Origin of the sequence: Staphylococcus pettenkoferi (assembly GCF_002902685.1) — a bacterium.
GTDB classification, from domain to species: domain Bacteria; phylum Bacillota; class Bacilli; order Staphylococcales; family Staphylococcaceae; genus Staphylococcus; species Staphylococcus pettenkoferi.
The window spans coordinates 14,625-39,447 of the sequence record NZ_PPRN01000036.1 but is presented as its reverse complement, the minus strand read 5'-3'; the positions used below and the strand labels follow the sequence as shown (position 1 = coordinate 39,447).

General features: G+C 41.1%; 21 protein-coding genes. 6 read left to right on the top strand and 15 right to left on the bottom strand.

The window, feature by feature from the left end; genetic code table 11:
• Window positions 1-168: 168 nt before the first annotated feature.
• The 4 genes from CD126_RS07400 to CD126_RS07385 all read right to left on the bottom strand — a co-directional run bounded on the left by CD126_RS07400 (window position 169) and on the right by CD126_RS07385 (window position 3,647).
• The gene (locus CD126_RS07400) at window positions 169-927 is read right to left on the bottom strand and encodes an ABC transporter permease (protein WP_049407190.1); all 759 of its coding nucleotides are present in this window, start codon (window positions 925-927) and stop codon (window positions 169-171) included.
• Complete coding sequence (locus CD126_RS07395; RefSeq protein ID WP_049407193.1) at window positions 924-1,574, bottom strand: ABC transporter ATP-binding protein; 651 nt, start codon at window positions 1,572-1,574, stop codon at window positions 924-926. The genes CD126_RS07400 and CD126_RS07395 overlap by 4 nt, the downstream gene beginning before the upstream one ends.
• A 496-nt stretch (window positions 1,575-2,070) precedes the next feature.
• Window positions 2,071-2,826, bottom strand: a complete 756-nt coding sequence (locus tag CD126_RS07390; protein WP_103370253.1) for a CPBP family intramembrane glutamic endopeptidase — start codon at window positions 2,824-2,826, stop codon at window positions 2,071-2,073.
• Window positions 2,827-2,873: 47 nt separating this feature from the next.
• Window positions 2,874-3,647: a CPBP family intramembrane glutamic endopeptidase gene (locus tag CD126_RS07385; RefSeq protein WP_049407198.1), complete on the bottom strand. Its 774-nt coding sequence runs from the start codon at window positions 3,645-3,647 to the stop codon at window positions 2,874-2,876.
• Between the two features lie 228 nt (window positions 3,648-3,875).
• Between CD126_RS07385 and CD126_RS07380 the strand changes: the two genes are divergently transcribed.
• Window positions 3,876-4,952: a M42 family metallopeptidase gene (locus CD126_RS07380; RefSeq protein ID WP_103370252.1), complete on the top strand. Its 1,077-nt coding sequence runs from the start codon at window positions 3,876-3,878 to the stop codon at window positions 4,950-4,952.
• A 122-nt stretch (window positions 4,953-5,074) separates the two neighbouring features.
• Here CD126_RS07380 and CD126_RS07375 read toward each other — a convergent pair whose 3' ends face one another.
• Window positions 5,075-5,890, bottom strand: coding sequence for an SDR family oxidoreductase (locus CD126_RS07375; RefSeq protein ID WP_049407203.1), 816 nt, complete (start codon window positions 5,888-5,890; stop codon window positions 5,075-5,077).
• Window positions 5,891-6,112: 222 nt separating this feature from the next.
• Here CD126_RS07375 and CD126_RS07370 point away from each other — a divergent pair, with 222 nt between their 5' ends.
• A complete protein-coding gene (locus CD126_RS07370; protein WP_049407206.1) occupies window positions 6,113-7,648 on the top strand; it encodes an AbgT family transporter in 1,536 nt (511 codons plus the stop codon).
• A gap of 84 nt (window positions 7,649-7,732) precedes the next feature.
• Here CD126_RS07370 and CD126_RS07365 read toward each other — a convergent pair whose 3' ends face one another.
• The gene (locus CD126_RS07365; protein ID WP_049407210.1) at window positions 7,733-8,536 is read right to left on the bottom strand and encodes a hypothetical protein; all 804 of its coding nucleotides are present in this window, start codon (window positions 8,534-8,536) and stop codon (window positions 7,733-7,735) included.
• Between the two features lie 80 nt (window positions 8,537-8,616).
• On the opposite strand from CD126_RS07365, the gene CD126_RS07360 reads away from it, so the two are divergent.
• Window positions 8,617-9,936: a D-serine ammonia-lyase gene (locus CD126_RS07360; protein ID WP_049407213.1), complete on the top strand. Its 1,320-nt coding sequence runs from the start codon at window positions 8,617-8,619 to the stop codon at window positions 9,934-9,936.
• 69 nt (window positions 9,937-10,005) lie between these two features.
• On the opposite strand, the gene CD126_RS07355 is transcribed toward CD126_RS07360, so the two are convergent.
• Window positions 10,006-10,707: an SDR family oxidoreductase gene (locus tag CD126_RS07355; protein ID WP_049407218.1), complete on the bottom strand. Its 702-nt coding sequence runs from the start codon at window positions 10,705-10,707 to the stop codon at window positions 10,006-10,008.
• A gap of 16 nt (window positions 10,708-10,723) precedes the next feature.
• Window positions 10,724-11,158: a GNAT family N-acetyltransferase gene (locus tag CD126_RS07350; protein ID WP_049407221.1), complete on the bottom strand. Its 435-nt coding sequence runs from the start codon at window positions 11,156-11,158 to the stop codon at window positions 10,724-10,726.
• Between the two features lie 317 nt (window positions 11,159-11,475).
• On the opposite strand from CD126_RS07350, the gene CD126_RS07345 reads away from it, so the two are divergent.
• On the top strand, window positions 11,476-11,748 hold the full coding sequence (locus CD126_RS07345; RefSeq protein WP_002471715.1) for a DUF1413 domain-containing protein: 273 nt from the start codon (window positions 11,476-11,478) through the stop codon (window positions 11,746-11,748).
• 693 nt (window positions 11,749-12,441) lie between these two features.
• Here the strand turns inward: CD126_RS07345 and CD126_RS07340 are convergent.
• The 4 genes from CD126_RS07340 to CD126_RS07325 all read right to left on the bottom strand — a co-directional run bounded on the left by CD126_RS07340 (window position 12,442) and on the right by CD126_RS07325 (window position 16,934).
• Window positions 12,442-13,800, bottom strand: a complete 1,359-nt coding sequence (locus tag CD126_RS07340) for a gluconate:H+ symporter (RefSeq protein WP_103370251.1) — start codon at window positions 13,798-13,800, stop codon at window positions 12,442-12,444.
• Window positions 13,801-13,842: 42 nt separating this feature from the next.
• On the bottom strand, window positions 13,843-15,390 hold the full coding sequence (gene gntK / locus CD126_RS07335; RefSeq protein ID WP_049407226.1) for a gluconokinase: 1,548 nt from the start codon (window positions 15,388-15,390) through the stop codon (window positions 13,843-13,845).
• A 283-nt stretch (window positions 15,391-15,673) separates the two neighbouring features.
• The gene (locus CD126_RS07330; RefSeq protein ID WP_103370250.1) at window positions 15,674-16,399 is read right to left on the bottom strand and encodes a helix-turn-helix domain-containing protein; all 726 of its coding nucleotides are present in this window, start codon (window positions 16,397-16,399) and stop codon (window positions 15,674-15,676) included.
• A 118-nt stretch (window positions 16,400-16,517) separates the two neighbouring features.
• Window positions 16,518-16,934, bottom strand: a complete 417-nt coding sequence (locus CD126_RS07325) for a DUF2188 domain-containing protein (RefSeq protein WP_049407233.1) — start codon at window positions 16,932-16,934, stop codon at window positions 16,518-16,520.
• A gap of 187 nt (window positions 16,935-17,121) precedes the next feature.
• Here CD126_RS07325 and CD126_RS07320 point away from each other — a divergent pair, with 187 nt between their 5' ends.
• Window positions 17,122-18,285, top strand: coding sequence for a hypothetical protein (locus CD126_RS07320; protein ID WP_326492489.1), 1,164 nt, complete (start codon window positions 17,122-17,124; stop codon window positions 18,283-18,285).
• The gene (locus CD126_RS07315; protein WP_049407235.1) at window positions 18,282-19,493 is read left to right on the top strand and encodes an MFS transporter; all 1,212 of its coding nucleotides are present in this window, start codon (window positions 18,282-18,284) and stop codon (window positions 19,491-19,493) included. The genes CD126_RS07320 and CD126_RS07315 overlap by 4 nt, the downstream gene beginning before the upstream one ends.
• Before the next feature lie 828 nt (window positions 19,494-20,321).
• Here CD126_RS07315 and CD126_RS07310 read toward each other — a convergent pair.
• The 3 genes from CD126_RS07310 to CD126_RS07300 all read right to left on the bottom strand — a co-directional run bounded on the left by CD126_RS07310 (window position 20,322) and on the right by CD126_RS07300 (window position 24,739).
• Window positions 20,322-22,244 carry an FUSC family protein gene (locus CD126_RS07310; protein ID WP_239683763.1) on the bottom strand — a complete coding sequence of 641 codons (1,923 nt, stop codon included), beginning with the start codon at window positions 22,242-22,244 and terminating at the stop codon, window positions 20,322-20,324.
• A gap of 268 nt (window positions 22,245-22,512) precedes the next feature.
• Window positions 22,513-23,211 (bottom strand): acetolactate decarboxylase, encoded by a 699-nt coding sequence (budA, locus tag CD126_RS07305; RefSeq protein ID WP_049406155.1) that lies wholly within the window; start codon window positions 23,209-23,211, stop codon window positions 22,513-22,515.
• A 244-nt stretch (window positions 23,212-23,455) separates the two neighbouring features.
• A complete protein-coding gene (locus tag CD126_RS07300) occupies window positions 23,456-24,739 on the bottom strand; it encodes a pyruvate MFS transporter (protein WP_103370248.1) in 1,284 nt (427 codons plus the stop codon).
• Window positions 24,740-24,823 lie beyond the last annotated feature (84 nt).

The following is a 24,823-nucleotide window of genomic DNA, read 5'->3' as shown; positions in this document are numbered from 1 at the left end:
AGTGAAATAACTGTCTTTAATTAAGCTTAAAAAAGTTAATACACTACATATTTATTTAATAGAGGTTTCTCACATAGTAAAAAGCGCTCCAAAATTAGTGGTGAACACTATCTTTGAAGCGCTTGGGAGGTATTATGTGTCACATTTTTCTAAAATAAAGCAACTTACTTACATATTACGACCTACGAGCTGATCACGATGGTTGAAGAATTGACGGTAGCTCAAGTAAGTCGCAATCAATGCGGAAATAATCGTTGCTGTTGTATGAATGAAAACGACGAGCAACTGGAATTTGATGGCTTGAAGTGGTGGCACACCGCCGATGATCAAACCAGTCATCATACCAGGAATTGAAACTAAGCCGTATGTCTTAACTGAGTCAATCGTCGGTACAATCGCCGTCTTCACACTCTCACGAATCGTCGCTTTAGAAGCAATTTTCGGATTCGCACCTAAAGCAAGTTTAGATTCGATCTCATCCATTTGCTTCACAAACTCACGATCAAGGTTCTGATATGCCAAGTTAATTGCAATCAAACCATTGTTCCCAAGCATACCGGCGATAGGAATTACTTCGTTAGGCGTAAAGTCGATCGCACCTGTAATGATGACACCCGCAAGTGGAATGGCTACACCGATAAAGATGGAGACGAATGAAATCCAGAAGACGTGATGCATGACTTCAGATGCACGACTCAACGTGTTCCATGACGCATTGATAATGATGACGAGCACGAAGAGTAAGAGTAGCCACTTCTGATCGACATCAAAGATAAAGTGTAAGATAAAACCTAAGATGACGAGTTGGATGACTGCTCGAACTGTCGCGACAACTAAGTCTTTGATAATATGTAACTTCTCGACGTATGACACGATGATTGGAAACAGTAGTAAAAGTGCCGTAATCGCTAACGCTGTCGTACTCATGTTAAATCCTCCTCATTCTCAATCTTGCCGTCTACGAGACGAATCCGCTTCTTAAAGTGACGCATACTTTGGTCATTGCTATGTGTAATCCACATGATGGCTACACCTTGGTCGACTAAACTGAAGATGAGTTCCTCAATCTTCTCACTATTCTGCGTATCTAATGCACTGGTAGCTTCGTCCAAGAGTAATATTTTCGGTATGTACATGAGTTGGCGTGCAATCGTTACACGTTGACGTTCACCACCAGAGAGCGGTCTGACGTCTGTGTTCAAGTTATAATGACCTAGCCCTACTGCTTTGAGCAGTTCTTTCGCGCGTTTCTTGTCAAAGTCCTTACCACGCACTTCTGCTGGGAAAGCTAAGTTCTCGCCGATGGTATGGTTAAAAAGGTCGCTTTCTTGAAGTAAATAACTAATCTCCATACGTAAATGTTCAGGCTGAATATCTTCATAATCTTGCCCTTCGTAATAAATGTTGCCTGATGTTGGACTGATGAGGTTATCAATCAACCGAAGCAACGTACTTTTACCGCTACCAGAAGGACCAACGATAGCGATAGTATCCCCTTTATTCACTTTTAAATTTAAGTTATCGATAATCGTTCGATTGTTGACTTTATAAGTCACATCTTTGAGTTCTAACATGCTGTTCACTCCTTCTGCTTTTTGCTACAGTAGTATGCTTATTCCCTAAAATTAAGTTTTAAAATATATTTATTTAAATTCATTATCTTTTTAGATGAGATATGTAGAGACTGGGACAAATAGTAAAAGCTATCTAATTTTCAATGTTTAACCTCTCGCTTGCTTATGGGACCACACTCAACTAATTCCTTTCGCTCTAGGAGCTCTAGGAATGGATTTTCGTTGTGGTCTAGATCCATCAAGCGTCTCGAGAACACATTGAAAATTTACTTATAATTAATTACAATCATGATTTTTTATTTCCCTCCATAATTAATTATCTTTATCTGTCCCAGGCTCCTGACCCCCTACTTTTATTATAGCTAAAGTGTAGATAACAACAGGAAATCCATTAACAAAAAAGGCTAAGTTTTAGGAAACACTACGTTTCTTCAAACTCAGCCATACTATAAAATCAACTAACTCAACTTAGTTAAAGATTCGAAATAAAACATCTTTACATCAATAACATTAATAGAAATGCAAAACCGTTGTTCAATGCATGATAAGTAAAGCTTGCCGCTAAATTACGCCCTGAACGCATGTAAACAATAACGATAGGCACAGCTATAATTAAATATTCACCAATCTCAAATGGAGATTTCATTCCTACTACATGAGCTCCAGTAAAAAGAATAATAGATAGAATTGCAGCGATGGGATAGGTAATCTTCTTGCCTAGCTCATGTATGATGAGATGTCGGAATATGAGTTCTTCTACTAGCGGAATGAGTATAACGCCCATGATGAGACTCACAGGAATGAGCCAGTTCACATCAAACAGCTTAAGTACGTCTTTATTATTCACTGTATCATCAAACTGTAGCGATGAGGGTAAGAAATTTAATAACCAATTGTAAAGTTGTGATACAAGTTGTGCTAGGACAAATATAATAATAATGAATATCAATTGTTTTTTAACTTGTTTAAAACGCTCAATTGCTATACGTACGATGTCGTGATTACCGTGCATGAGATAAAATATAAGTAATGTTACCAAGACATTTGCGAAATTCAATATAATCTTATAGGTTGAAGTTTCTCCAGGATACATTGTTCCATCCATTACTAATATCATTATCAAACTAATTATTGGTGCAAGAACAATTTGAACCAGAAGAAAGTACAGAGGCACGAGCCACAAGTCGCGCCAAGCGAAATAGCGACTGTGCCATCTTTCGGGATACTTGATTTCATTCATTTCTGAAGACACGATAATTCATCCTTTCCTAACTTCAAATTCATCATTTTACAAAAATCTCAAGAAAATATTGAGACGAGACTCGCAACTGCATTAAACATAAAGTGCAGCGTGATACTCACTGCCAAATTGCGCCCCGACTTCATGTAGACGTATACGAGTCCTGCCGCCATAAAAATATACGAGCCAATTTCAAACGGAGACGTTGCGCCCGTTACATGAATACCAGTGAAAATAATGACGGATAACACTGCCGCAACAGGATAGGTAATCTTCTTCCCTAATTCGTGAATGATTAAATGACGGAATAACAGCTCTTCCACAAATGGTGTGATTATCGCAACGTTAATAAACGTAATTGGTGTGAGCCAACCTACTTTAAACAGTTGGTCAACCTCTTCTTGGTTCTGCGTTTCATCAAACTGTAGCGATTTCGGTAAATAATCTGTCAAAGTATCGTACCCTGCATCTAGCAACATCACCACGATATATGTCACAATGAGTAGCCAGAAGTAGCGTGGTACCAATTTAAAACGTTGCCACATAACCTTAGCTAACCCATGTCGAATATGTATGAGATAGAAGATAAATAAGACAAATAATAGCGTTATCGTATCGATAGTTAAGTTAAGTGCGTTAACAGTAAACGAATTCTCTTTTGATTGTAATATTGATGGATTTATGGCCAATATAGTCACTTGTATGAGCAGCACCACTATATACGGTAAAATATAAAAACTTGGAATCAGCCAAAAATCGCGTTTCATGAGATGTGAACTTTGCCATGGTGATGTCGATTTGGATGGTTTAGGTCGACGTTTGAATAGTTTCATAAATCAATTCCTTTCAGATAGGATATGTTTTATATTTATCATAAATAGAAGCGTTTTACCATTCTTCTTGGTAAATCATGCAATTGATATAAGAAAGAGATTATTTTGGGTTACTCAAGTCATTTTCCATACAAAGTGAAAGCTAACGGATCCACAGAATCCTGATTTATGAGATAGATAAAGAGAAGTGCTACAATATGCTATAACAACAAATTGGGAGGGACTGTAATGAAAGATACGAAGCAACTATTACACACACTCACGGATATCAATGGCATCGCTGGACATGAAATGGCTGTGAAATCAGCAATGAAAGATTATTTACAACCTGTGAGTGATCAACTGATCGAAGACAATTTAGGTGGTATCTTTGGCCTTAAACAAGCGTCTAAAGGCTCACGTTCACTCATGATTTCAGGTCATTTAGATGAAATCGGCTTTATGGTCACTAAAATTGATGATAATGGTTTCCTATACTTCACTCCTATAGGTGGCTGGTGGAACCAAGTTATGCTTTCTCAAAAAGTGACAGTAACTACTGATGAAGGCAAACAAATTCGCGGTATCATCGGTTCTAAACCTCCGCACGTGTTGACGCCTGAGCAACGTAAGACACCTATGCAAATGAAGTCCATGTTTATCGATATTGGTGTGAGCAATAAAGAAGAAGCGGAAGAACTCGGTATTGAACTTGGCAATATGGTCACACCTTATAGTGAGTTCGAAGTTATGGGTAACGACAACTATATGACTGCGAAAGCGTTCGACAATCGCTACGGCTGCGCTTTAGCTATCGATGTACTTGATAATCTTAAAGATGAGGATATCGACATCAACCTATACTCTGGTGCTAATGTGCAAGAAGAAGTCGGTTTACGTGGTGCGAAAGTCGCTGCAAACATGATTAATCCTGACTTAGCGATTGCAGTAGATGTGGCGGTCGCTTATGACACTCCAGGAATGACAGGTGAAGCGAATGATGCGAAGTTAGGTGAAGGCCCTGTCGTCATCACGATGGATGCATCAAACATTGCCCATGTTGGCCTTTTAAAACATATTAAAAATGTCGCAAAGCAACATGATATTCCAATTCAACTCGATACTACTGCAGGTGGCGGTACAGACGCAGGTAGCATCCACGTCGCAAACGAAGGTATTCCTACTGTTTCATTAGGTGTCGCTCTACGTTACATGCATTCAAACGTTTCAGTTCTTCACACTGAAGATTATCGTAATTCTGTGAAGCTCGTCACTGAAATTGTGAAATCATTAAACGATGACACTGTAGACCAAATTAAATGGTAAATCGTATCTCGTCACATAAATGACTCCCACGCTGAGTGAGAGAACAAGGTAGACACTGGTATTTCAACACAATGCCAATCCTACTATCCTCTTCCCACGTGGGAGTTTTATATTACCTTCAATTATTTTGTTGTGCGTTTCCAACTGTCGTCACTTAACATTTCACCTGGCCATGTGTATGCCATCACACCACCATCAATCGTGATTGTTTCTCCAGTGATAAATGAACTATCGTCTGAAGCGAGGAAGACAACGAGTTTCGCTACTTCATCCGGAGAACCTAAGCGGCCTAGTGGTGTCACCCATTTTTGAGTTTCACGGAAACTACGACCTGATTCCTCTTCTTCAGTACCTGACAATTTATCTACGAGCGGTGTTTCAATCGTACCTGGCGCAATGGCATTCGCGCGAATATTTTCACGACCATACTCAATCGCGGTAGAACGTGTGAAGTTAATCACGCCGCCTTTCGCTGCATTGTAACCTGAGCGGTAAAGGTCTGCCGCCTGGCCTGAGAAAGATGCCGTATTGATGATTGAACCACCGTTATCCAACATGAGCGGGATTAAATATTTCGTCATCATAAACGTACCGCGTAAATCGACACCCATAATGCGGTCAAACACTTCAACAGGATATTCATGGATACGACCCGCACTATTATCTACACCTGCATTATTGAATAAGGCGTCAATGTGGCCATATTGAGATTTCAATGTCTCAGCGAATGTCTCAACTTCACTTTGTTCAGAAATGTCCACGATAAACGCGGAAGCTTGATTGCCCGCTTCTTTAATCTCTTCTACCGTCTCTTCCACACCTTTATCTACATCGACTGCAAGCACGTGCGCCCCTTCTTCAGCTAATGCTTTCGCTGATGCAGCACCAATTCCTGTATGTGCCCCAGTCACTACGACAATTTTATCTTTCATTCTCATGACTTTGATTCTCCTTTATCTCTTTCTTGATACTAAAATGAACTTATTTTTAAAATTCCACTCCTCATCACAACTTAAACGCCTTGAAAATAAGTTACATCATCTCTACTAGCACTATGTAAGGCTTCACGATGATTCTTACTATTAATTTTCGGAAAATTGTTTTATTTTAATCTCTAACTTGTTATACTCACTCTAACCCAAAGGGAAGGGGTTGTAATTATGACAGAACAAACGAAAAAGAAGACAGGAATCTTTAATAAGTTTCTTAACGGGGTCGAACATGTGGGGAATCGCTTACCTGACCCAAGTATTCTATTCTTTCTCATTTGTGTCGCGCTAGCCGTTATTACATGGCTCGTTTCACTCTTCAATGTTTCAGTGAAACACCCCGGCACTGGGAAAGTCGTAGAAGTTAAGAATATCTTAAGTATCGATGGCTTGCGCATGATTCTTAATGATGCTATTAAGAATTTCTCTGAGTTTCCTGCACTTGGTATCGTACTTGCGGTAATGCTAGGTGTCGGAGTCGCTGAGAAATCAGGTTATTTCGATAAATTACTCGTACAAGTGGTACATAAAGCACCAAAGAAGCTGATTGTACCCTCTATTATCATTATCGGTATTCTTGGTAACGCGGCAGGAGACGCAGCACCTATCATCCTACCACCACTTACAGCGATGGTCTTTATCAAATTAGGCTATCACCCTATTGCTGGACTAGCCATGGCGTACGCTTCATCATTGGGAGGCTTTGCGGCGAATCTCATGCTAGGTATGTCGGATGCGATGACGTATGCTTTTACCGAACCTGCAACACGTATCGTCTCAGATCACACGAAGATTAACGTGGCGATGAACTGGTACTTTATCGCCGCAAGTGTGATTATCCTACTTCCAGCCGTTTATTGGGTAACGATGAAATTCGTCATTCCACGACTCGGCAAATTCGATACATCTGACGCACAAATCGAGGTTGATAGTTCTACACAAGATCTGACACCTCAAGAAAGTCGTGCACTCATGTGGGCTAATATCGGGATGGTCGTCGTCTTGATTGGTATCATTCTGTGCGCTTTACCACATAACAGTTTCTTGCGCAATGCGAAAACGGGAAGTCTCATTGACGATGCGCCATTGTTTAACGGTATCGCGCTGATTATCTTATTACTGTTCTTAGTTCCAGGTTTGATCTATGGCTTTATGATGAAGGAATTTAAAGATACGAAAGATCTCGGTCGCATGCTTGCAGATTCCATGTCATCCATGGGTTCCTTTATCGTCATCGTATTCTTCGCAGCACAAGTCTTAGGATTTCTACAATGGAGTAATCTCGGCGTGGTCATCGCAGTTAAGGGCGCTGAAGCACTCAAAGGTCAGAATGGCGTCGTGCTCATCATCGGAGTCATTCTCTTGAGCGCTATTATCAATATGCTCATCGGTAGTGCGTCTGCTAAATGGGGATTACTCGCGCCGATCTTTATACCGATGTTGATGTTGCTCGGCTTCCACCCGGCTTTAACACAAATGCTGTATCGTATTGGGGATTCAATCAGTAACCCTATTACACCGATGATGCCGTATCTACCATTACTACTACAATATGCGCAGAAATATGACGAGAACATGAAACTGGGTTCACTCTTATCCAGCTTGATGCCTTACACCGTCATCTTGAGTATCGTATGGCCAATCTTTATCATCATTTGGTACTTACTCGGTATTCCACTCGGCCCTGGTGGCGTATTACACATGTAGCACTTTACACTTATATTAAAATGAATGGCACGTTGCTGCAGAATCATATTGCAGACGTGCCATTTTTCTATTTCTCGTATTCATTTAGCGTAATATACACCCGAATACTCGCATCACCCATTGATGCAGTGGCGCCTGAGTGAGTCGATATACAAGCCACGGCAAACGTGGTCGAAAGTGTATCAGAGCTGTGAGTAACGTTCCCCTCGCTTGATTAATTTTAAAAATAAATTGGGGTTGCGGAACATGAGAAGGTAACGTTCGCGCAAGCACACCTCCTACAATGGATAAGTGTACTTCAGTAGGCGTGACCACACTTTGCGCCATCTTAATGAGCGGCAGACGATTCAACAAGCAAATGTCGTACCGTGGATAGCGCGTGTCTACCGTAACGAGACCGAGTGTCAGACGCTGTAAGTAACGTGCATAGCTTTGAACTGCTTCGTTCGCACTTTGAATCTTCACATGTTCGAGCTGTTGGAACGAGTACACTCGACGCACAGGTCTATGCGAACTGCGTTTATCGAACATACGACTTAATGCGCGCTTTGTTGATGTAGCTCGCTTTAGTAACCGTTGCGTCGATGAGGAATGCGACTGTACTACAGAAACACCAGAAACGATTGAAGTGATATATTCAAGCGCTAGTTCATGCATTGCACGGGTGTCACCTTGCAATAACCCATGAGGTAACGTAGATGATGTTTGAAGATACACTACATAATCTTCTTGCTCTAGCTCTACTTGAAGTTCCTCAAGATGGAGCACATTCACATCATGAGTGTTCAAATGATAAATTGGATGTGTTTGCTTAACCAATGACCCTTTTAACTGACGGATGAGTGTTTGGCTGAGACGGCCATTCGCACCGATGACTACGACACGCATCTTGAACCCTCCCTTTACATAATATTGACGACCTATTATAGTTATTATAATTATTGTAATACGTTGTTGAGGTGAAATATATGAAAGACGTTGCACATTTAAAGAAAAAGTATGAATTGATATATGACATGGCGGATTACGAGCCGATATATTGGAAGAATCCACGGTTCCATCATACGCAAGACTGGCCTTTGACCTATTCCGATATCGAAGAGGCATCCGCACGCCTCCAACGTTTCGCACCTTACATACAAAGTGTCTTTCCGGAGACTGCTTCCCACTCAGGCATCATTGAATCGTCGCTCGTAGCTATCAATCACATGCGTGAACACTTAGTACAGCTCGATGATTTCGAACTTGAGGGTCGGTTATGGTTAAAATGCGATCACGCTCTCCCTATTTCTGGCTCAGTTAAAGCGCGGGGTGGCATATACGAAGTCTTAACGATTGCCGAAAAGATTGCGCTGGATGAGGGGAATCTGAGTGTTAACGATGATTATTCTATACTCGCTTCCTCACGTTACCAAGAACTATTTGGCAAACATACCATTGCAGTTGGTTCAACTGGAAATTTAGGACTCAGCATTGGTATCATGAGCGCAAAATTGGGCTTCAACGTTCAAGTTCATATGTCGCAAGATGCACGTGAATGGAAGAAAGCGTTATTACGTGATTATGGCGTAGAAGTTATAGAATACAAGTCCGATTATCAATACGCTGTGGCAGAAGGTCGTGAAACGGCGAAAGATGACCCAAGATGTCACTTTATTGACGATGAAGATTCTAAACATCTCTTCTTAGGTTATGCCGTTGCTGCGTTGAGACTTCAAGAGCAATTACGAGCACAAGATATTACAGTCGATGCTGAACATCCGCTCTTCGTCTACTTACCTTGTGGTGTTGGTGGCGCGCCTGGAGGTATCACATTTGGGCTACATCAAGTTCTCGGCGAACATGTTTATTGCATCTTTATTGAACCGACGCACGCGCCATGCATGACTCTAGGGCTACTCACTCAATTCTACGATGAGATTAGTGTGCGCGATATTGGTTTAGATGGGCGGACTGAAGCGGATGGACTGGCAGTAGGTCGTCCTTCTCGTCTCGTGAGCGAGATGATGGATACGTTATTATACGGCAGTTGCACTGTGAATGATGCTCGTCTTTATACGTACCTTTATCTCCTTTCTTATACGGAAAACGTACACGTGGAACCGTCAGCAACAGCAGGCTTTGCCGGTATTAAAACTACGCTTAAACTCGCTGAAGAAGACGGTATCCCGACGGCACAAGCTAACCATATCGTTTGGTCAACTGGTGGCGCAATGGTACCTGAGGACGAAATGAGCGAGAATATCGCCTATGGTAAACACCTTTACGATTTAGCCGAATCTAACTGATACGTCAATATAAATAAGACAGCTACCTTCTTCCAATTAGCGTGGAGGTAGCTGTCTTTTTCATCTCTTCTATACTGGTCTAACTGTAATTTCATTGACATTGACATGACTTGGTTGTTCAAGCGCATAAACGACCGCTTCAGCAATATTCTTCGCTTCAAGCTTCTTACGATCGCCAGAGTCACCACTGCCCATCGGTGTGTCCACCATACCAGGCGAAATACTCGTCACTCTGATACCCGTACGTGCGAGCTCTTTCTCCAGACCTTGCGTAATCGTATGGATCGCTGCTTTCGTCGCACTATACATCGTACTTTGTTTCGTCACCTCAAAGCCTGAGATAGACGCAATATTGATAATATGACCTGAACCTTGCTTTTTAAAATGCGGTAAAGCAGCATTGATACCATACAACGTGCCCTTCACATTCACATCAATCATCGTCTCCCATGCCTCAACATCACCGTCAGTAATCGCTGGCGACAGCATCTGACCTGCACTGTTCACGATGACATCGAGATGACCATAATGAGACTTCGCTTGTTCCACAAGTTGTTCGACCTGTCGGCGTTGCGTCACATCAGTAATCACCGTTTCAACTTGGGCATTGTATGTTTCCTTTAAATGGTTCGCCGTTTCTTCTAAACGCGCTTGATTGCGGCCTGCCAGTACAAGTTGGACTTGACGTTCTGCAAGCGCCGTAGCAATACCTTTACCAATACCACTACTCGCGCCAGTCACAACCGCTACTTTATATTGAAGTTGGGTCATCTAATCTCCCTTTCTCTTACAATTCTTTCTTAAACACATAACTCACTTTATCATAGTTCATCTTATCAGTGTAAAATTGATGCGCACGTTCTTTCTCCAAATCGGAAGATAAAGCAATGCAGTCATAACCTTGTTCTTCAGCCCATGTTTCAATATAAGACAAGAGACGCGCACCATAATCTTTAGAACGCCATGCTTCATCCACTACTAAATCCGTAATCCAAATATAGCGACCATAATACAATGTCGTCATCGATTGGAACGCTAACACTGCGACGATTTCACTACCTTCGTACATCCCAAACATACGGTAGCCATCATCTTTGATGGAATCAGTGACTAAATCCAAATATTGATCTTTCGTTAAATGAGTACGTAATTGTTTGATCACTTCAAATGCATGTGTTACTTCTTCTTCATTAAATAACTCTGAAATATATCCCATAGTCATTCATTCCCCTTTATTTTTTAAAATGAATATGATTAAACCATACGTTTTATTAAAGTATATCACTTCAAAGATAATAAATTTAATATTTTCACTCGACTTATGAAGTGAAAATTTGATGTAGAAAATATAGGAGAAATCACAATAACTTTAATTTTCAATGTTATGGCTTTCGCTTGCTTATGGGGGAGAAGCAAGTGAGTGTTCCAAAATTGAAAACACAAAATAACAACATAAATTTCTGTTCTACTCATTATTCTGGTAAAATAGATGGAAAGCACTTTTTCGGGATGAATTTTATAAAAAAGGGTGAAAGAATCATGTTAAATTTTGAAGAACGTATTCAAGCATTACGTGAACAAAAAGCGAAGACAAGTTTCGACTTCAACTTCCAAGAATTATATAGTGATGAGGAATGGTTAGAGATGCGTCTCGCAGATAGAAAGTATGCAGAACGAGAGTTTCGTCGTTTCGTAGGCAAGAGCAGTCATCTTAGAATACCTGCTGTGTCTGAAGATAGTATTCGCATGCGTATGTATAACTTAGTATATTCCTTTAATGAAATTAAACGTAACTTTAAAGCTTACGTCTAAAACGAAGCCTATACCATAAGCAAAAGCCCTAGCCTATTGATAATGGCTAGGGCTTTTAGAATGAGACCGTATCACAGAAATAACTCGGGCAGAGAATACCGCTGGACGGCACCTAGTTTGTACTGTTGAGGTACAGACTTTCTGGATGGCCCCATTCTCATCTCATCATTTTAAAGGGCGTTTAACTAAATCATGAAACTTCTACTAGGGGCTAATAGAATTAGGGACTACATGAGCACAATGTCGGGACTTTTCATCGTGCCATGAATGGTTACAGTCGTGTTAACATGGCATAAGCAACTTCGAACATGATAGATATAGCACTTAGCGTCAACAAAGGAAATTCAAGTTAAACGACTGCGCCACTTACATTATGATCATACCGAGGGATTGAAGGTATGAATGTAAATATCATAACTGTGTACTTCTGAAGGAATTATTACTATGATAGCTGACTATAAAAAAGTGTCGTTTTAGTCTTTATACTCTATTATAATCTCACTTGCTATCTCACTAATTCTTTCTTGAGTCCAGTTATCCTTTACAGCCCATATATTACTATGATTAGTTGCAAATTTAAATAGATTTGTGATTCATTTCACAAAATAGTCATAAACCTCAATTTCTTTTTTAATATCTTCGCTTGTTATTGCTAATGACATCGTTTTCTCATAGGTTTCTAGAACTTATCTTTTACACAAAGAGGCTGATAAATAGGATGAAAATAATTCCAGAAACGGAAATAATCGTTTCAAGCATAGACCAAGTTAAAAATGTCTCTTTAACAGTCAAGCCGAAGTATTCCTTGAACATCCAGAATCCCGCATCATTAACGTGGGAAAGAATCACACTACCTGCCCCAATAGCTAGAACTACGAGCGCCACGTTAGTATCTGAGTGTTGAAGAAGTGGCAGCACGATACCTGTCGTGGATATTGCTGCAACTGTAGCCGAACCGAGCGCGATACGTAATACAGCCGCTACAATCCACGCGAATAAGATCGGTGACATCTGCGTTCCTTCGAACATTTTAGAAATCGTATCACCGACGCCTCCATCAATCAGAACCTGTTTAAAGGTACCGCCACCACCAATGATTAAGAGCATCATACCAATCGGATAGATCGCTTCTGAAACGGAAGTCATAACATCTGAAACTTTACGGCGTTGACGCATGCCCATTGACCAGAAAGCGAAGAGTACGGCGATGAGCATGGCTGTGCCAGCTGTTCCGACGAAGTAAATTACCTGTTCAACCAAATTCTTCGGCTCGCTGTGGCCAGTAATGAGCTCCGTTAACGTTGCGATAAGCATGAGTATAACTGGAAGTAGCGCTGTTAGGATGCTGACACCAAAGCCTGGCATCTCCGCTTCAGTAAAAGTACGCTGTGCACCGAGCGCTGAAATGTCTCCCTCACGCTGATAAGCAGATGGCGTGAGTCGTTGAGCGATTCGGTTAAACAGTGGCCCTGCAATTAAAGTCACTGGAATGGCGATAATAATCCCAAAGAGTAAGACTTGACCGAGATGCGCGTGTAACTCTTTCGCAATCACGACTGGCCCTGGATGCGGAGGCAAGAAGCCATGTGTAACTGACAGTGCCACCACCATAGGCAGCCCTAGTTTCAATTGTGAAACACCGGCACGTTTCGCAATCGTAAACACGAGTGGGATTAAGAGAACGAGTCCGACTTCAAAGAACAAAGCAATACCTACGATAAACGCCGCAACCAGCATCGCCCATTGCACATGTTTACGACCAAATGTCGCAATGAGCGTTTCTGCAATACGTGAGGCACCACCGCCATCAGACAGTAGCTTACCTAAAATGGCACCTAAGCCAAAGATGAGTGCGATGTGACCTAACGTACCACCCATACCTTTCTCGATCGTACCCATAATCTTGTTTAATGGCATACCTAATAATAAAGCTGTAACTATCGACGTGACGATGAGCGCGATAAACGTATTGAGTTTAAATCCAATGATTAATCCTAACAAGATGATAATACCAATGACGACAGCTAAAAGCGGCCAAACTGTACTAAACATTCCGTTTCCTCCTCTATTTCGAACGCTATTTTACAAGTCATATTACTCCCCAAGTGTAGTGTGATTGCGTTGAAATGCAGCTAATTTGTGATAATGCTCAGTTAAAGAACGACTTAAATCAATGAAGAGCGGTAATAATTCTTGATAAACTTGTACATTCTCTTCTTCAGGTTGATGTTCAAAAGTCGTACCCACCATGTGCTCTACTACAGAATAATCTTCAATTTCTCCAAGTGCTTTAAGCCCGAGCAAGCATGCGCCAAGGCAAGAACTTTCGTAGCTTTCTGGTACTGATAACGGTGTATCGAATATATCAGCCATCATTTGGCGCCATAACTCACTTTTAGAAAAACCACCTGTTGCTTTCAGTTGCTGAGGCGTTTCACCCATCACTTCAATCAACGCAAGATAGACGGTATAGAGATTAAACAATACACCTTCCAACGCAGCTCGAATCATATGTTCTTTCTGATGCGCGAGCGTTAAACCGAAGAATGAACCTTTCACATCTGCATTCCATAAAGGTGCACGTTCCCCTGCTAGATAAGGATGGAACAGTAAACCATTAGCGCCGGGTTTCACTCGACTCGCGATTTGTGTGATCACTTCATAACTATCAATGCCTAAGCGTTTCGCCGTTTCAACCTCACTTGCTAACAATTCGTCTCTTAACCAACGCAATACGACGCCACCATTATTTACAGGGCCACCTATCACATACTGATCTTCGTCTAAGACATAACAGAAGATACGTTCTTTCGGATCCGTGACAGGACGATCGACCACCGTACGAATCGCACCTGAAGTTCCAATGGTAACCGCGACTTCACCTGGTTGATACGCATTTACACCGAGATTAGATAATACGCCATCGCTTGCACCAATAACAATCGGCGTGTCAGGATCAATATCCATTAATGATGCATAACGATGTTTCATTCCTTTTAACACATAAGTAGTCGGAACTGTCCCTGGTAAGTGATTTGAACTAAGACCAAGTAAATCTAACACGTCCTTATCCCACTCACGTTCCTGCAAATTGAACATTCCTGTCGCAGAAGCCAAGGACTCATCAATCACCCAAGTTTCAAACAACTGATAAAGAATGTACGATTTCAAATCGACAAACCGCGCTGTTTGATTAAATAAATCATTGTGTTCGTGTTTCAACCAATAAATCTTAGCTAACGGTGACATCGGATGGATGGGCGTACCTGTGCGGCGATAAATCTCATGCCCTTCACTGTCTTCTTTTAACTTTTGCGCATACGCACTCGCACGATTGTCTGCCCAAGTAATACTTTCGGTAAGCGGTTGATTGTCTTTATCCATTGCTATGAGACTGTGCATTTGCGCACTAAATGAAATAAACTTTAACTGGTCATGTTCGACACCGTGTTCGCGCACCACGTGTTTAACCGTCATCAACACGGCATCGAATATCGTATCGGGATTCTCTTCCGAAGCATCCACTTCGTTATGCATTAAAGGATACGCAATACTATGCTTTGCGACAAAGTGCCCCGCTTCATCGAACAACACTGCTTTCGTACTCGTCGTACCGATATCTACACCAATCATGTACTGCATCATAGCCACTCCTTTGCGTTTAAATATATTTGTTTACCTATCTTAGCAATTTATTGGTGGTTAAATTCGCTAAAGACTTACCTATATTATAATATTTAGCGCACAAGGATGTATATGATGAGACTGTAGTGGGATGAATCAACTAAAGTTTTATAGAGGGACGTCTTAGTTCGATTAGTATAAAAATAAGAAAGCCCTCGCTCACTTTTTCAAAAATAAACGAGGACGCAATCATTCGCTTACAACTCAATTTAAAGTTGTTATATTGAATCATCTAACGAAATCACTTTTCCGTAGTTACCTCAGGGCAGTATTGAACTTTATGACAATGCGGGCACTCTAATTTACGAGATTTCGGTGTATGCGGTGCTTTAATAAACTGCCACAAAGTAGGTTTAAAGATACGATAACAGCTCGGGCAGAAATAAGACACGTGCTTATGCATAAATGTCGTAACTGTTACGCTATTATAGATTAAGTAAGGTACGATTAATAATACCGGAAAGAATTTCTTTAAAATCAAGCTTAAAGTTATTGCTCCAAGTTCTAGCAATGAAACCGGAACTAACTTTTTCATCAATGCATAGTAGACATTTTTCGTTTTTTCACGTTGAATTGATGCATGATTTAAATTTAAGACTTCCTCCAGACTGCTCCCTTTGTCATTCCCAGTGACATACTTTTTAATTTCTTTAAGACGAGAATAGATTTGTTGTTGTGCTTGAATGTTATTCTTCAGCTCAAGCGTTCGTTGTTCAAGAAGCACAGCTAAATGATTCCTCGATTCTTCATCTTGGGAATTCAACAACTGACTAATTTGTTTCAACGTCAGCCCCCATTCTTTTAGTATTAAGATAATCTCCATTCTTACTTTACTATCTTCATCAAAGTGGCGTGTCGTCTCGTGTGCTTCAGAAATAGGATGAATCAAGTTCTTTTTTACGTAATACTGAACCGTTCTCACTGTGACGCCACACGCTTTTGCAAGCTCTCCAGTCGTATATGTCATTTCTATCACCCTCCTTGAACTTACTATACAACGTGACGTCACGTCGTCTACAAGTTCTTTTCACTATAAAATGCGAAAAAAGACCAGGAATCTAAGGTTAGACTCCCGGCCGTCTTAATTACGATTCATTCTTCTTGTGCTCAATAATCTCTGTGCCACGATTATCCGCAATATTTCGTGCACGTTTCATCGCATCATTTTTCTTCTCGAACGTATCTGATGCCTGTTCAGCACGATCTGTCTTCACTTTCCATTCATTATCTTCATAATAAACATGCACATCACGTTCGTTGTTCTCAGGATGCGCAGATTCATCTTTCTGATGTTGCGTAATATGTTTGTTCTTCAACTCTTTCAACTCATCTTGACTTGCATCCTTATACCAAGACTCTGCTTGTTCAGTCGCGATAGGAATTGCATCGCCCTCTTTATAGCCATCTTTCAACATCGCGTTTCCAATATCGATGGCTTTCTTACGTTCAAGCTCATCCATGTTCTTCCAGCTTTGTGGATAGTCGTTCATTGTCCAAGGCATAGAATAACCTCCCTTTATGCTATTGAATCACTATTCTATAACCTTTTACTATTTACAATAAACGCACTTATACAATCTATTAATTCTCTATAATTTTTGTAATAAAAATGATTTAACGCTTGTAATACCGGGAAAATAGTTAAGCATGTAAATATAACTCAGAGAGGAGGCCCTGCTCGTGAATCAGATGACCATCGGGTTAATACCTTCACCAGATATGCCAAATAAGATTACTGACAAGATTAAAGATACACTAGCAGAGGATTTCAGCAAAGTCATCGATGATCAGATCGACTGGGACATCGAAACACACGTTGCTTCGATGGTAGGTACGGCAGAACATATGGATAAGACGATGGACATTATTTCAAATATGAAGAAACAGAAAGAATGGGACATCGCTATCTGTATAACCGATTTACCGAGTATTTCTGACAATAAAGTCGTCCTTTCAGACATTCACACTGAGAAGAAAACAGCACTGCTCTCCCTACCAGCACTCGGTATGTGGAATGTTAAAAACAAGTTACGTCACTTCCTAACGTATCTCGTTCACTACATTATGAAACCGGGTGAAGAAGCACAACTCATCAGAAAAAAGCACTTCAGATTCTCTAAAATTGATGAAGTACAACCCGATGAAGATAGCGACCAGAAAGAAACAAGACTTATACTTAAATCAGTAACATCAGGTTGGTCCCACTTGATTAGTGGTATGACTTTCGCCAATGAACCGTGGACAGCCATCTTTGATTTTAAGAAGATTATTTCAGTGTCCTTTGCCACTGGCGCATACATTACCATCTTTTCTACACCGTGGGATATGACACTATATTATAATTATTGGCGATTTATCTTACTCATGATTCTATCCATCGTAGGCATGACAGTATGGCTCATTTATGCATATCAATTATGGGAAACACCATCCCCTTCTACGCAACGCCTTTACCGTTATGTCTATAACTTAACAACTTTCATGACACTCGGATCGATTACAGTCTTTAACTTTATCGCCCTGTTCATCTTACTCACCCTGAGCACCATGCTCTTCGTACCACCATGGCTCTACACCCATATGACGTCACTGAAATCATCACCGTCATTACTCGATTACTTTAACCTCATATGGTTTATGACTTGTATTTCAATCCTAGCAGGTGCTTTAGGTTCTACTGTGGAAAATGCTGAGAAGATCAAACGGGTCACTTACTCTTATCGTCAATACTACCGTTACGAACAGCTAGAGAAAGAACGTGAAGAAGAAGAGACAGAAGGCGAAAGTTACAACGATCAAGAGAATTACGAAGGTAAGAAACAATCACACAGTGAGGAGGGTTCATCTCAATGACACAAACAATCAAAGTAGGTCTTGTTGCCGCACCTGGTGTTTCTAAAAACATCGCAACACACATTCAAGATGATTTGTCTAATGAACTCGCGCAACATATCTCACAAGATGTTGAGTGGAAGATCGAAATCGTTGCAGACCCTCTCACTGGTTCAGCCGAGAACGTGACAGAAATCTTCCAGACGATTTCCGACTATCAGAAGACTAACGAGTGGCAATACACGATCGGTTTGACGGACTTACCTCTTTTTAAAAATAATAAAGTCATTGCCATCGACGTCAATAGAGATAACGGCGCTAGTCTTATCTCCGTCCCAGCATACGGTTGGCGCCCAGTGAAAAAACGTATTAAAAGTTCAATCATCGGTGTAGTCGAAGAAGTAAACAAGTATCAGCCAAACAAACACAATACCGAACAAAGTGCAGATGAAAATCGTGCCCAACAACAAACAGAAGACAAAGACCAATCACAATCCAGCGAAGAACGTTTGACGCATCAATTCCCACTATCTAATCTCGAAGCACATACAGATTACTTAGAGGATACCAATTCCAAACACCGTCGTTATTTCGTCAGTTCGAAAGCGAAAGGGATGATTCGCCTCTTGAGTGGTATGACATTCGCAAACAACCCACTCAACATGGTGAGCAGCATTAGTAACGTCTTAGCTGTTGCCTTCACGACAGGCGCTTCCGCCATCATCTTTACGACGCTATGGAATTTAAGTTACCTCTACACTGAATGGCGACTCTTCCTAATGATGATTGTCTCAGTACTCGGAATGATGCTCTGGATTATCATCGCACATAACCTATGGGAACCCATTCGCCACAGCAAAGACAAACGCATCACGAAACTCTACAACTTCACGACCGTTTCAACACTGACAATTGCATTGATCTTCTACTACATTCTCTTATTCGCCTTCTTCCTACTGGCATCACTCGTCGTCTTGCCACCAGGATACCTAGGCAGTAGTATGCAACTCGGCGGACCAGCCACAGCAAGCACTTACCTTAACCTTGCATGGTTCGCCAGCTCCATCTCAACCGTTGCAGCAGCAATCGGTGCCGGACTCAATAACGCCGAACTCATCCTAGAAAGTACCTACGGCTATCGACAAAAACAACGCTACAAACAAATTAAACAACAAGAACGCCAGCGTGAAAAAGAAGAAGAAGATGCAGAAGAACGAGGCAATTCATAACACCAAAAGTGGTACTGAATCTATTTGAAGTTCAGTGCCACTTTTATTATGTAGAAACACCCTATTCAATCCAAACAAACCAGAGAGAATGTGGTGTTGATTGAGTGATTTGTACCTTTCAACATTATATGAAGATAATTGATTTATACGAAGCCTGCAATACAAGTTAAGGGGGATGGCGCGACTCCTGCAGGAAAAGCATGAGTCTTGAGACTACAGGCTCAAGCCATGCCTGCGGAAAGCGTCGCCACCCCAAATACGTAGCATTACAAATTAGAAGCAAACTTATTTTTCCTCGATATTCTAAAACTCAGATCCCACGATACATAAACTTATATATAAACACTACCTTCCTCGCAACACTCTATTAAAACCAAACAAACAACTAAGAGAATGTGGTGTTGATTGAGTGATTTGTATTTTCCAAAGTTAGAAGAAAAAAATTTATACTTCGAACTCCTGCAACACGAGTAAAAGGTGGGAGTAGGCGAGACTCTTGAGGGATAAAAGGGCACAGCGAAAATCCAGTAATAACGCGCAACAAGCGTTATTACTTAGTTGAGCGTGACCCCCTAAGAACGCGAGCCGTCTCTCCCACCCAATACGCAGTATTGCAAATTAGTAGTAAACATCACATTCCATCGAATGCAAATTAGTAGTAAACTCTAAATTCTTACGAATACAAATTAGTCACAATACACTAAATTCCTACGAATACAAATTAGTACAAAACACTATATTCCATCGAATACAAATTAGTAAATCACACCCCATTTTACCCAAACAAAAAGAAGCCGAGCTACCCACATAGCTCGACTCCCCAAACATCTAATCATAATCCACCTTCGCCCGATGCACACTCAAACAATTCTCCCGAATCTGCGTCAACGCCGACGTAATATACTTATACTGCGGCAACTCAGGCAACACAATCTGAGTAATCCGGCCACCATTCTCAAAATGCTTCGCCAAATTCTCAAACATCACCAAATACTCACCCATCACATGCTCATCAATACGATCACGCCCATCATTATTCAACGCACGATTCAACATAAAACTCAATTCTTCCAAACCATAAATCGTCGGATAATACTCCTGAATCCGATGCTTATCACTAAACACCTCACCATTCGCACCCGTATACAGCTGCGACATATTATCCAACTTCAACGTCAAACGCAACATACGATACTTGTCCTCTTCAAACGACGCACGCTCGTTCTTAGAAAACAGATAATGGAACATAATCGCTTCACTACGGAACACATCCGCAATCACTTTCGGCAACATCGTTGAAGCCGTCTTGCGTCCAAGAATCAAGAGACCAATAACCGCAATTGCTACACCGACAAGCACATCAATAATACGAGGTAATGCAATCGCAATCGTTAAATAGTTCGCTGCGATACCATTCAACAAGATAACTTGAATCGTGATAAAGATACAGGCGAACGAATAATTCGCACCAACGAACGCTTCAGTCATACCCGCACACACTGCAAGTAGAATAATCGCAATCATCGTGTGAGGATGGAACATCAAGATAAGCGATAGTACGAGCACACCGAGAATCGTTCCGACTGTACGACTTCCTGCACGTTCGAAACTGTGCATCGTATTAGCGCCAATCAAGACCGTGTGCGCTGTTAACGGAATCCAATAGGCCTTTTCAAAGTTAAACATCAGGGCTACAAAGATCGCAATTCCAATAATAATCGCATAACGTAGCGCATTTCTGAAGAAGTAGGAATCCAACGTTAAATGTTGGATAATACGGCGGCCATAAATTGGAATACGCACATTGACTTCATGTTTTACACGCTCTTCGCTGAGATCGAGTATTGCGTCTATTTTAAAAATCTGATCGACTAAATTATTATATTCTTCTGGCACATCAATCTGCTGTTTCCAACGTTTAGCGGAAGTATTATTAGAAAACACACGCTTAATCACGTAATCTAACATCTCTTTAACTTGGTTAGGCAATGGACGTAAATTACGTTCGCTCAACTCAAGTAACTCGGAGTAAACACCTAACGCAGCGGTATGCAAGAGCAATAAACGTTGAAATTGTGATGACTCACGAGATCTCGCACCAGAACTCGTCAGCAAGTATTTGTCTGCATTGCTGAATGTTTGAACAGCAGTGTTAGATGCATTTCGGAAAGCCTGACGATCGTCAAAGTTATATGCGAGTTGCTTTAACATATTGTAGTCATTCTTCACTGCTTTCGCCTCAGCACTTTCACGACTCAACAAGTTCGCAATAATGATAACAACTAACGCAAACATACCACCGATAAATACGCAGGCACCACGTAACAAGAATTCTTGCGGTGCCACAGGTAAGTTGATCGATAAACTGAACGCGACGATAAAGAACGTGGCAGAGGGACCAACGATGTGCAACGAACTGAGCACAAAGTATGGAATGACCGTCACGATAAGCAACAAGATACCGAAGAGGATCGGTTGTTTAATCGTCAACGTTCCGAGCATCATCGCAATGGACAATCCAATAGTCGCAAGAAAGATGATGCGTACACGCGCTCTCGCTGTGCCTCCTATCGCATACGTATGAGTTAATGTACCTATAGATACGAGTAATCCTATCGGCATATGATTCGTCAAATATCCGATGATGAGTGGTATCAACATCAAGATCGTTTGACGCACACCTTTAGCTGAATCTACTTTCATTTTATTAAAGTTCATTAAGGATTTTATGTACGAAAGCAAATCGTTCATCTCCTATTATCATGTTTCAATGTCATACCCTACTATACTAACACTTTTTAGTTAGGTAGGAGACAATTCACTTCAAATTTCTTAATATTTTACTGCTACATTAGCTAGTACAAATAGTTATGGTAAAATCACTCGAGCAGCAAGATGACTTTTTTCGCTATCCTCTACTCATTTTACCTATAAAAATAAAAAAGTGAGCTAGCAACTCAACACGACGTTGAATCCCTAAGACTCACTTGGACATTTAGCCCAATTTATCAGTAATTTATTATTCAGTTTCAGAAATTTCCTGGGAAATATTACTATAATTAATATCTGCACCCATAAACTGCGCATCGTTACTTGGTAAATGCTGTTGTAAGGTGTCGATATTGTTAATTTCAATTGTGCCACTGTTCATCTCGAAATCGAGCACGTGTCCGCCAAATGTATGGTCGTCATCTACAAAGTGAAGATGATAGCCGCCTGCAGCGATGCCGTGGAATAATTGAGGTGCGTAGAAACCAACTATCGTACCTTCAACTTGTTCACGTGTGAATTCTGGTTGGTTCTTTGTCACTTCGCTAAGTCGACGATATGGCGGTTCTTCTTTCGGCATCATTCGCACATGCATCATTTCGAATTTACCCGTCATCTTCACAGCGAAGAAGATATTGTCACTTGCTGCTCGACGTTTCGTCTGCGCGAGTAACGCCTCAGCATCTGTGATATGACGCACATTAATCGTTTCGTCTGTCTGGAAATCGGTCACTGTAGCAAATGGCGTAAGCTCCTCGCCTGTCAACGCTTTAAATTCACCTTGCGCATTCGCATGGTACGCATGGCCATCGAGAATGACGACTTCACCATCTGAACCGTCTAGTGTTCCGATTCCGAAATCACCATGTTTCATGACTTCACCGATTGAAGTCGTGCCCTGTAACATGCCAGCAATCAACGTCCCTAACGTTCCGTGTTGATATAACATCTCCAATTTGTCTCCCTTTCTATTTCTTTCACATACTTACTTATACTTTCACTTAGTTTCATTATACAACTTTTTGGCGCGTTGAGATATCGAAGTGCTTAAGACTAGGGTTAAAAAATTCCGAGGGGACATCGGGGTTTTTCTGGTAAAAATATTTTTAGGAGACTATGCCATTTTATAAAAGATCCATCTAAAAAAGAACCCAACCGACTTATCACTAAGTCGGTTGGGTTCTTCACTATCATTATTTCACTTTCTTCAAGTCATTTTTACCAATTAATAAAGGCTGGTCAGGCTTCACAAAGAACCACAAGATAATTGCGAAGATAACTGGGATAATCATACATTCTAAAGTATTCGTCCAACCGATGATATCCGCAAGTTTACCTGCTAAGAATGGACTGAGCATTGCTCCGATGTTACCCCATAAGTTCATCCATCCTGAAACAGAACCGGCAAAGTTACGACCGAGATCTGTGGCTGCTGCCCAACTCATCCCCATCGTTACACCGATACCGCCTAAGCACGTTGAAATCCATGCGACGTTGGCATAAAGATTGTCTGTCTTAATCGCTAAAAAGAGCGAAACTGCAAAAACGACAAAGCCAGCAATTGCGATGAGTCCACGCGCTACGAAACGGGATTTACCCATGCGCAATAACGCATCTGACACTGTCCCTCCTGTTAAGATCAGGAAGAACATCACGAGCCATGGTGGACTCGACAACCATGCAGAGTCTTTCAAGGAGATGTGATACTGTTCTGTGAAATACGTTGGTAACCATATTAAGAATAATGCGATGATAAATTGTACAACGAAATATTGCCCTGCAATCGCATAGAAACTGAAGTATTTAAAGAATGCTGACCAAGGTGCATGTGATTTCTCTGTTGCAACGATGTCACGATTCGCTTGAATGAAACGTTTCTCCGCTTCGTTCACCATCTTATGTTGTTCCGGTAAGTCTTTCGCGATAATCACCCATAGTAATGCGAGTAGAATACCTACACCACCAAAGATGTAGAATACGGAATGCCATCCGAATGCTGAAACGATGGATACTGTGATGACTGGTGCGATTACAGGTCCAAAGTAAGATCCTGCTAGCAACATACTTGAAGCGCGCCCTTTCTCATCTTTCGCAAACCAATAGGAGTTAAATACCGCATTCGATGGATACATCGGCGCTTCTCCGACACCAAAGAGGAAACGAACAGTATACATTAACCCGTGATTTTTAACAATACCTGTCAGAATGGTAAAAGCACTCCACCACACGAGTGTGACAGTTAACATCTTACGTGGTCCAAACTTCTCAGCAAGATAACCGGATGGCACCTGCATCAAAGCATAGCCTGCTGCGAAGAAAGATGCGAGAAGTCCAAATTGCCCTTTATCTAAATGGAGATCTCTCATCATATCTGGCGCAATAACTGAAATATTAGAACGGTCCATATAGGCAACAATTCCAATAACGAAAAAAACGATGGCAAACCACCATCGTACGTTTGAGCTACGTTCTTTCATGATAGTCCCTACTTTCAATTAATATCAAACTCTCGTCAATGTCATCTCTAGCAATTTCATAACATCCCTTATAGTGAATTGCTG

What these genes read in the sequence shown, in the direction of transcription:
- CD126_RS07400 (WP_049407190.1), bottom strand. Translation starts at nt 927, where the DNA reads ATGAGTACGACAGCGTTAGCGATTACGGCACTTTTACTACTGTTTCCA.
- CD126_RS07395 (WP_049407193.1), bottom strand. Translation starts at nt 1,574, where the DNA reads ATGTTAGAACTCAAAGATGTGACTTATAAAGTCAACAATCGAACGATT.
- CD126_RS07385 (WP_049407198.1), bottom strand. Translation starts at nt 3,647, where the DNA reads ATGAAACTATTCAAACGTCGACCTAAACCATCCAAATCGACATCACCA.
- CD126_RS07380 (WP_103370252.1), top strand. Translation starts at nt 3,876, where the DNA reads ATGAAAGATACGAAGCAACTATTACACACACTCACGGATATCAATGGC.
- CD126_RS07375 (WP_049407203.1), bottom strand. Translation starts at nt 5,890, where the DNA reads ATGAGAATGAAAGATAAAATTGTCGTAGTGACTGGGGCACATACAGGA.
- CD126_RS07370 (WP_049407206.1), top strand. Translation starts at nt 6,113, where the DNA reads ATGACAGAACAAACGAAAAAGAAGACAGGAATCTTTAATAAGTTTCTT.
- CD126_RS07365 (WP_049407210.1), bottom strand. Translation starts at nt 8,536, where the DNA reads ATGCGTGTCGTAGTCATCGGTGCGAATGGCCGTCTCAGCCAAACACTC.
- CD126_RS07360 (WP_049407213.1), top strand. Translation starts at nt 8,617, where the DNA reads ATGAAAGACGTTGCACATTTAAAGAAAAAGTATGAATTGATATATGAC.
- CD126_RS07355 (WP_049407218.1), bottom strand. Translation starts at nt 10,707, where the DNA reads ATGACCCAACTTCAATATAAAGTAGCGGTTGTGACTGGCGCGAGTAGT.
- CD126_RS07350 (WP_049407221.1), bottom strand. Translation starts at nt 11,158, where the DNA reads ATGACTATGGGATATATTTCAGAGTTATTTAATGAAGAAGAAGTAACA.
- CD126_RS07345 (WP_002471715.1), top strand. Translation starts at nt 11,476, where the DNA reads ATGTTAAATTTTGAAGAACGTATTCAAGCATTACGTGAACAAAAAGCG.
- CD126_RS07340 (WP_103370251.1), bottom strand. Translation starts at nt 13,800, where the DNA reads ATGTTTAGTACAGTTTGGCCGCTTTTAGCTGTCGTCATTGGTATTATC.
- gntK (WP_049407226.1), bottom strand. Translation starts at nt 15,390, where the DNA reads ATGCAGTACATGATTGGTGTAGATATCGGTACGACGAGTACGAAAGCA.
- CD126_RS07330 (WP_103370250.1), bottom strand. Translation starts at nt 16,399, where the DNA reads ATGACATATACGACTGGAGAGCTTGCAAAAGCGTGTGGCGTCACAGTG.
- CD126_RS07325 (WP_049407233.1), bottom strand. Translation starts at nt 16,934, where the DNA reads ATGCCTTGGACAATGAACGACTATCCACAAAGCTGGAAGAACATGGAT.
- CD126_RS07320 (WP_326492489.1), top strand. Translation starts at nt 17,122, where the DNA reads ATGACCATCGGGTTAATACCTTCACCAGATATGCCAAATAAGATTACT.
- CD126_RS07315 (WP_049407235.1), top strand. Translation starts at nt 18,282, where the DNA reads ATGACACAAACAATCAAAGTAGGTCTTGTTGCCGCACCTGGTGTTTCT.
- CD126_RS07310 (WP_239683763.1), bottom strand. Translation starts at nt 22,244, where the DNA reads ATGAACGATTTGCTTTCGTACATAAAATCCTTAATGAACTTTAATAAA.
- budA (WP_049406155.1), bottom strand. Translation starts at nt 23,211, where the DNA reads ATGTTATATCAACACGGAACGTTAGGGACGTTGATTGCTGGCATGTTA.
- CD126_RS07300 (WP_103370248.1), bottom strand. Translation starts at nt 24,739, where the DNA reads ATGAAAGAACGTAGCTCAAACGTACGATGGTGGTTTGCCATCGTTTTT.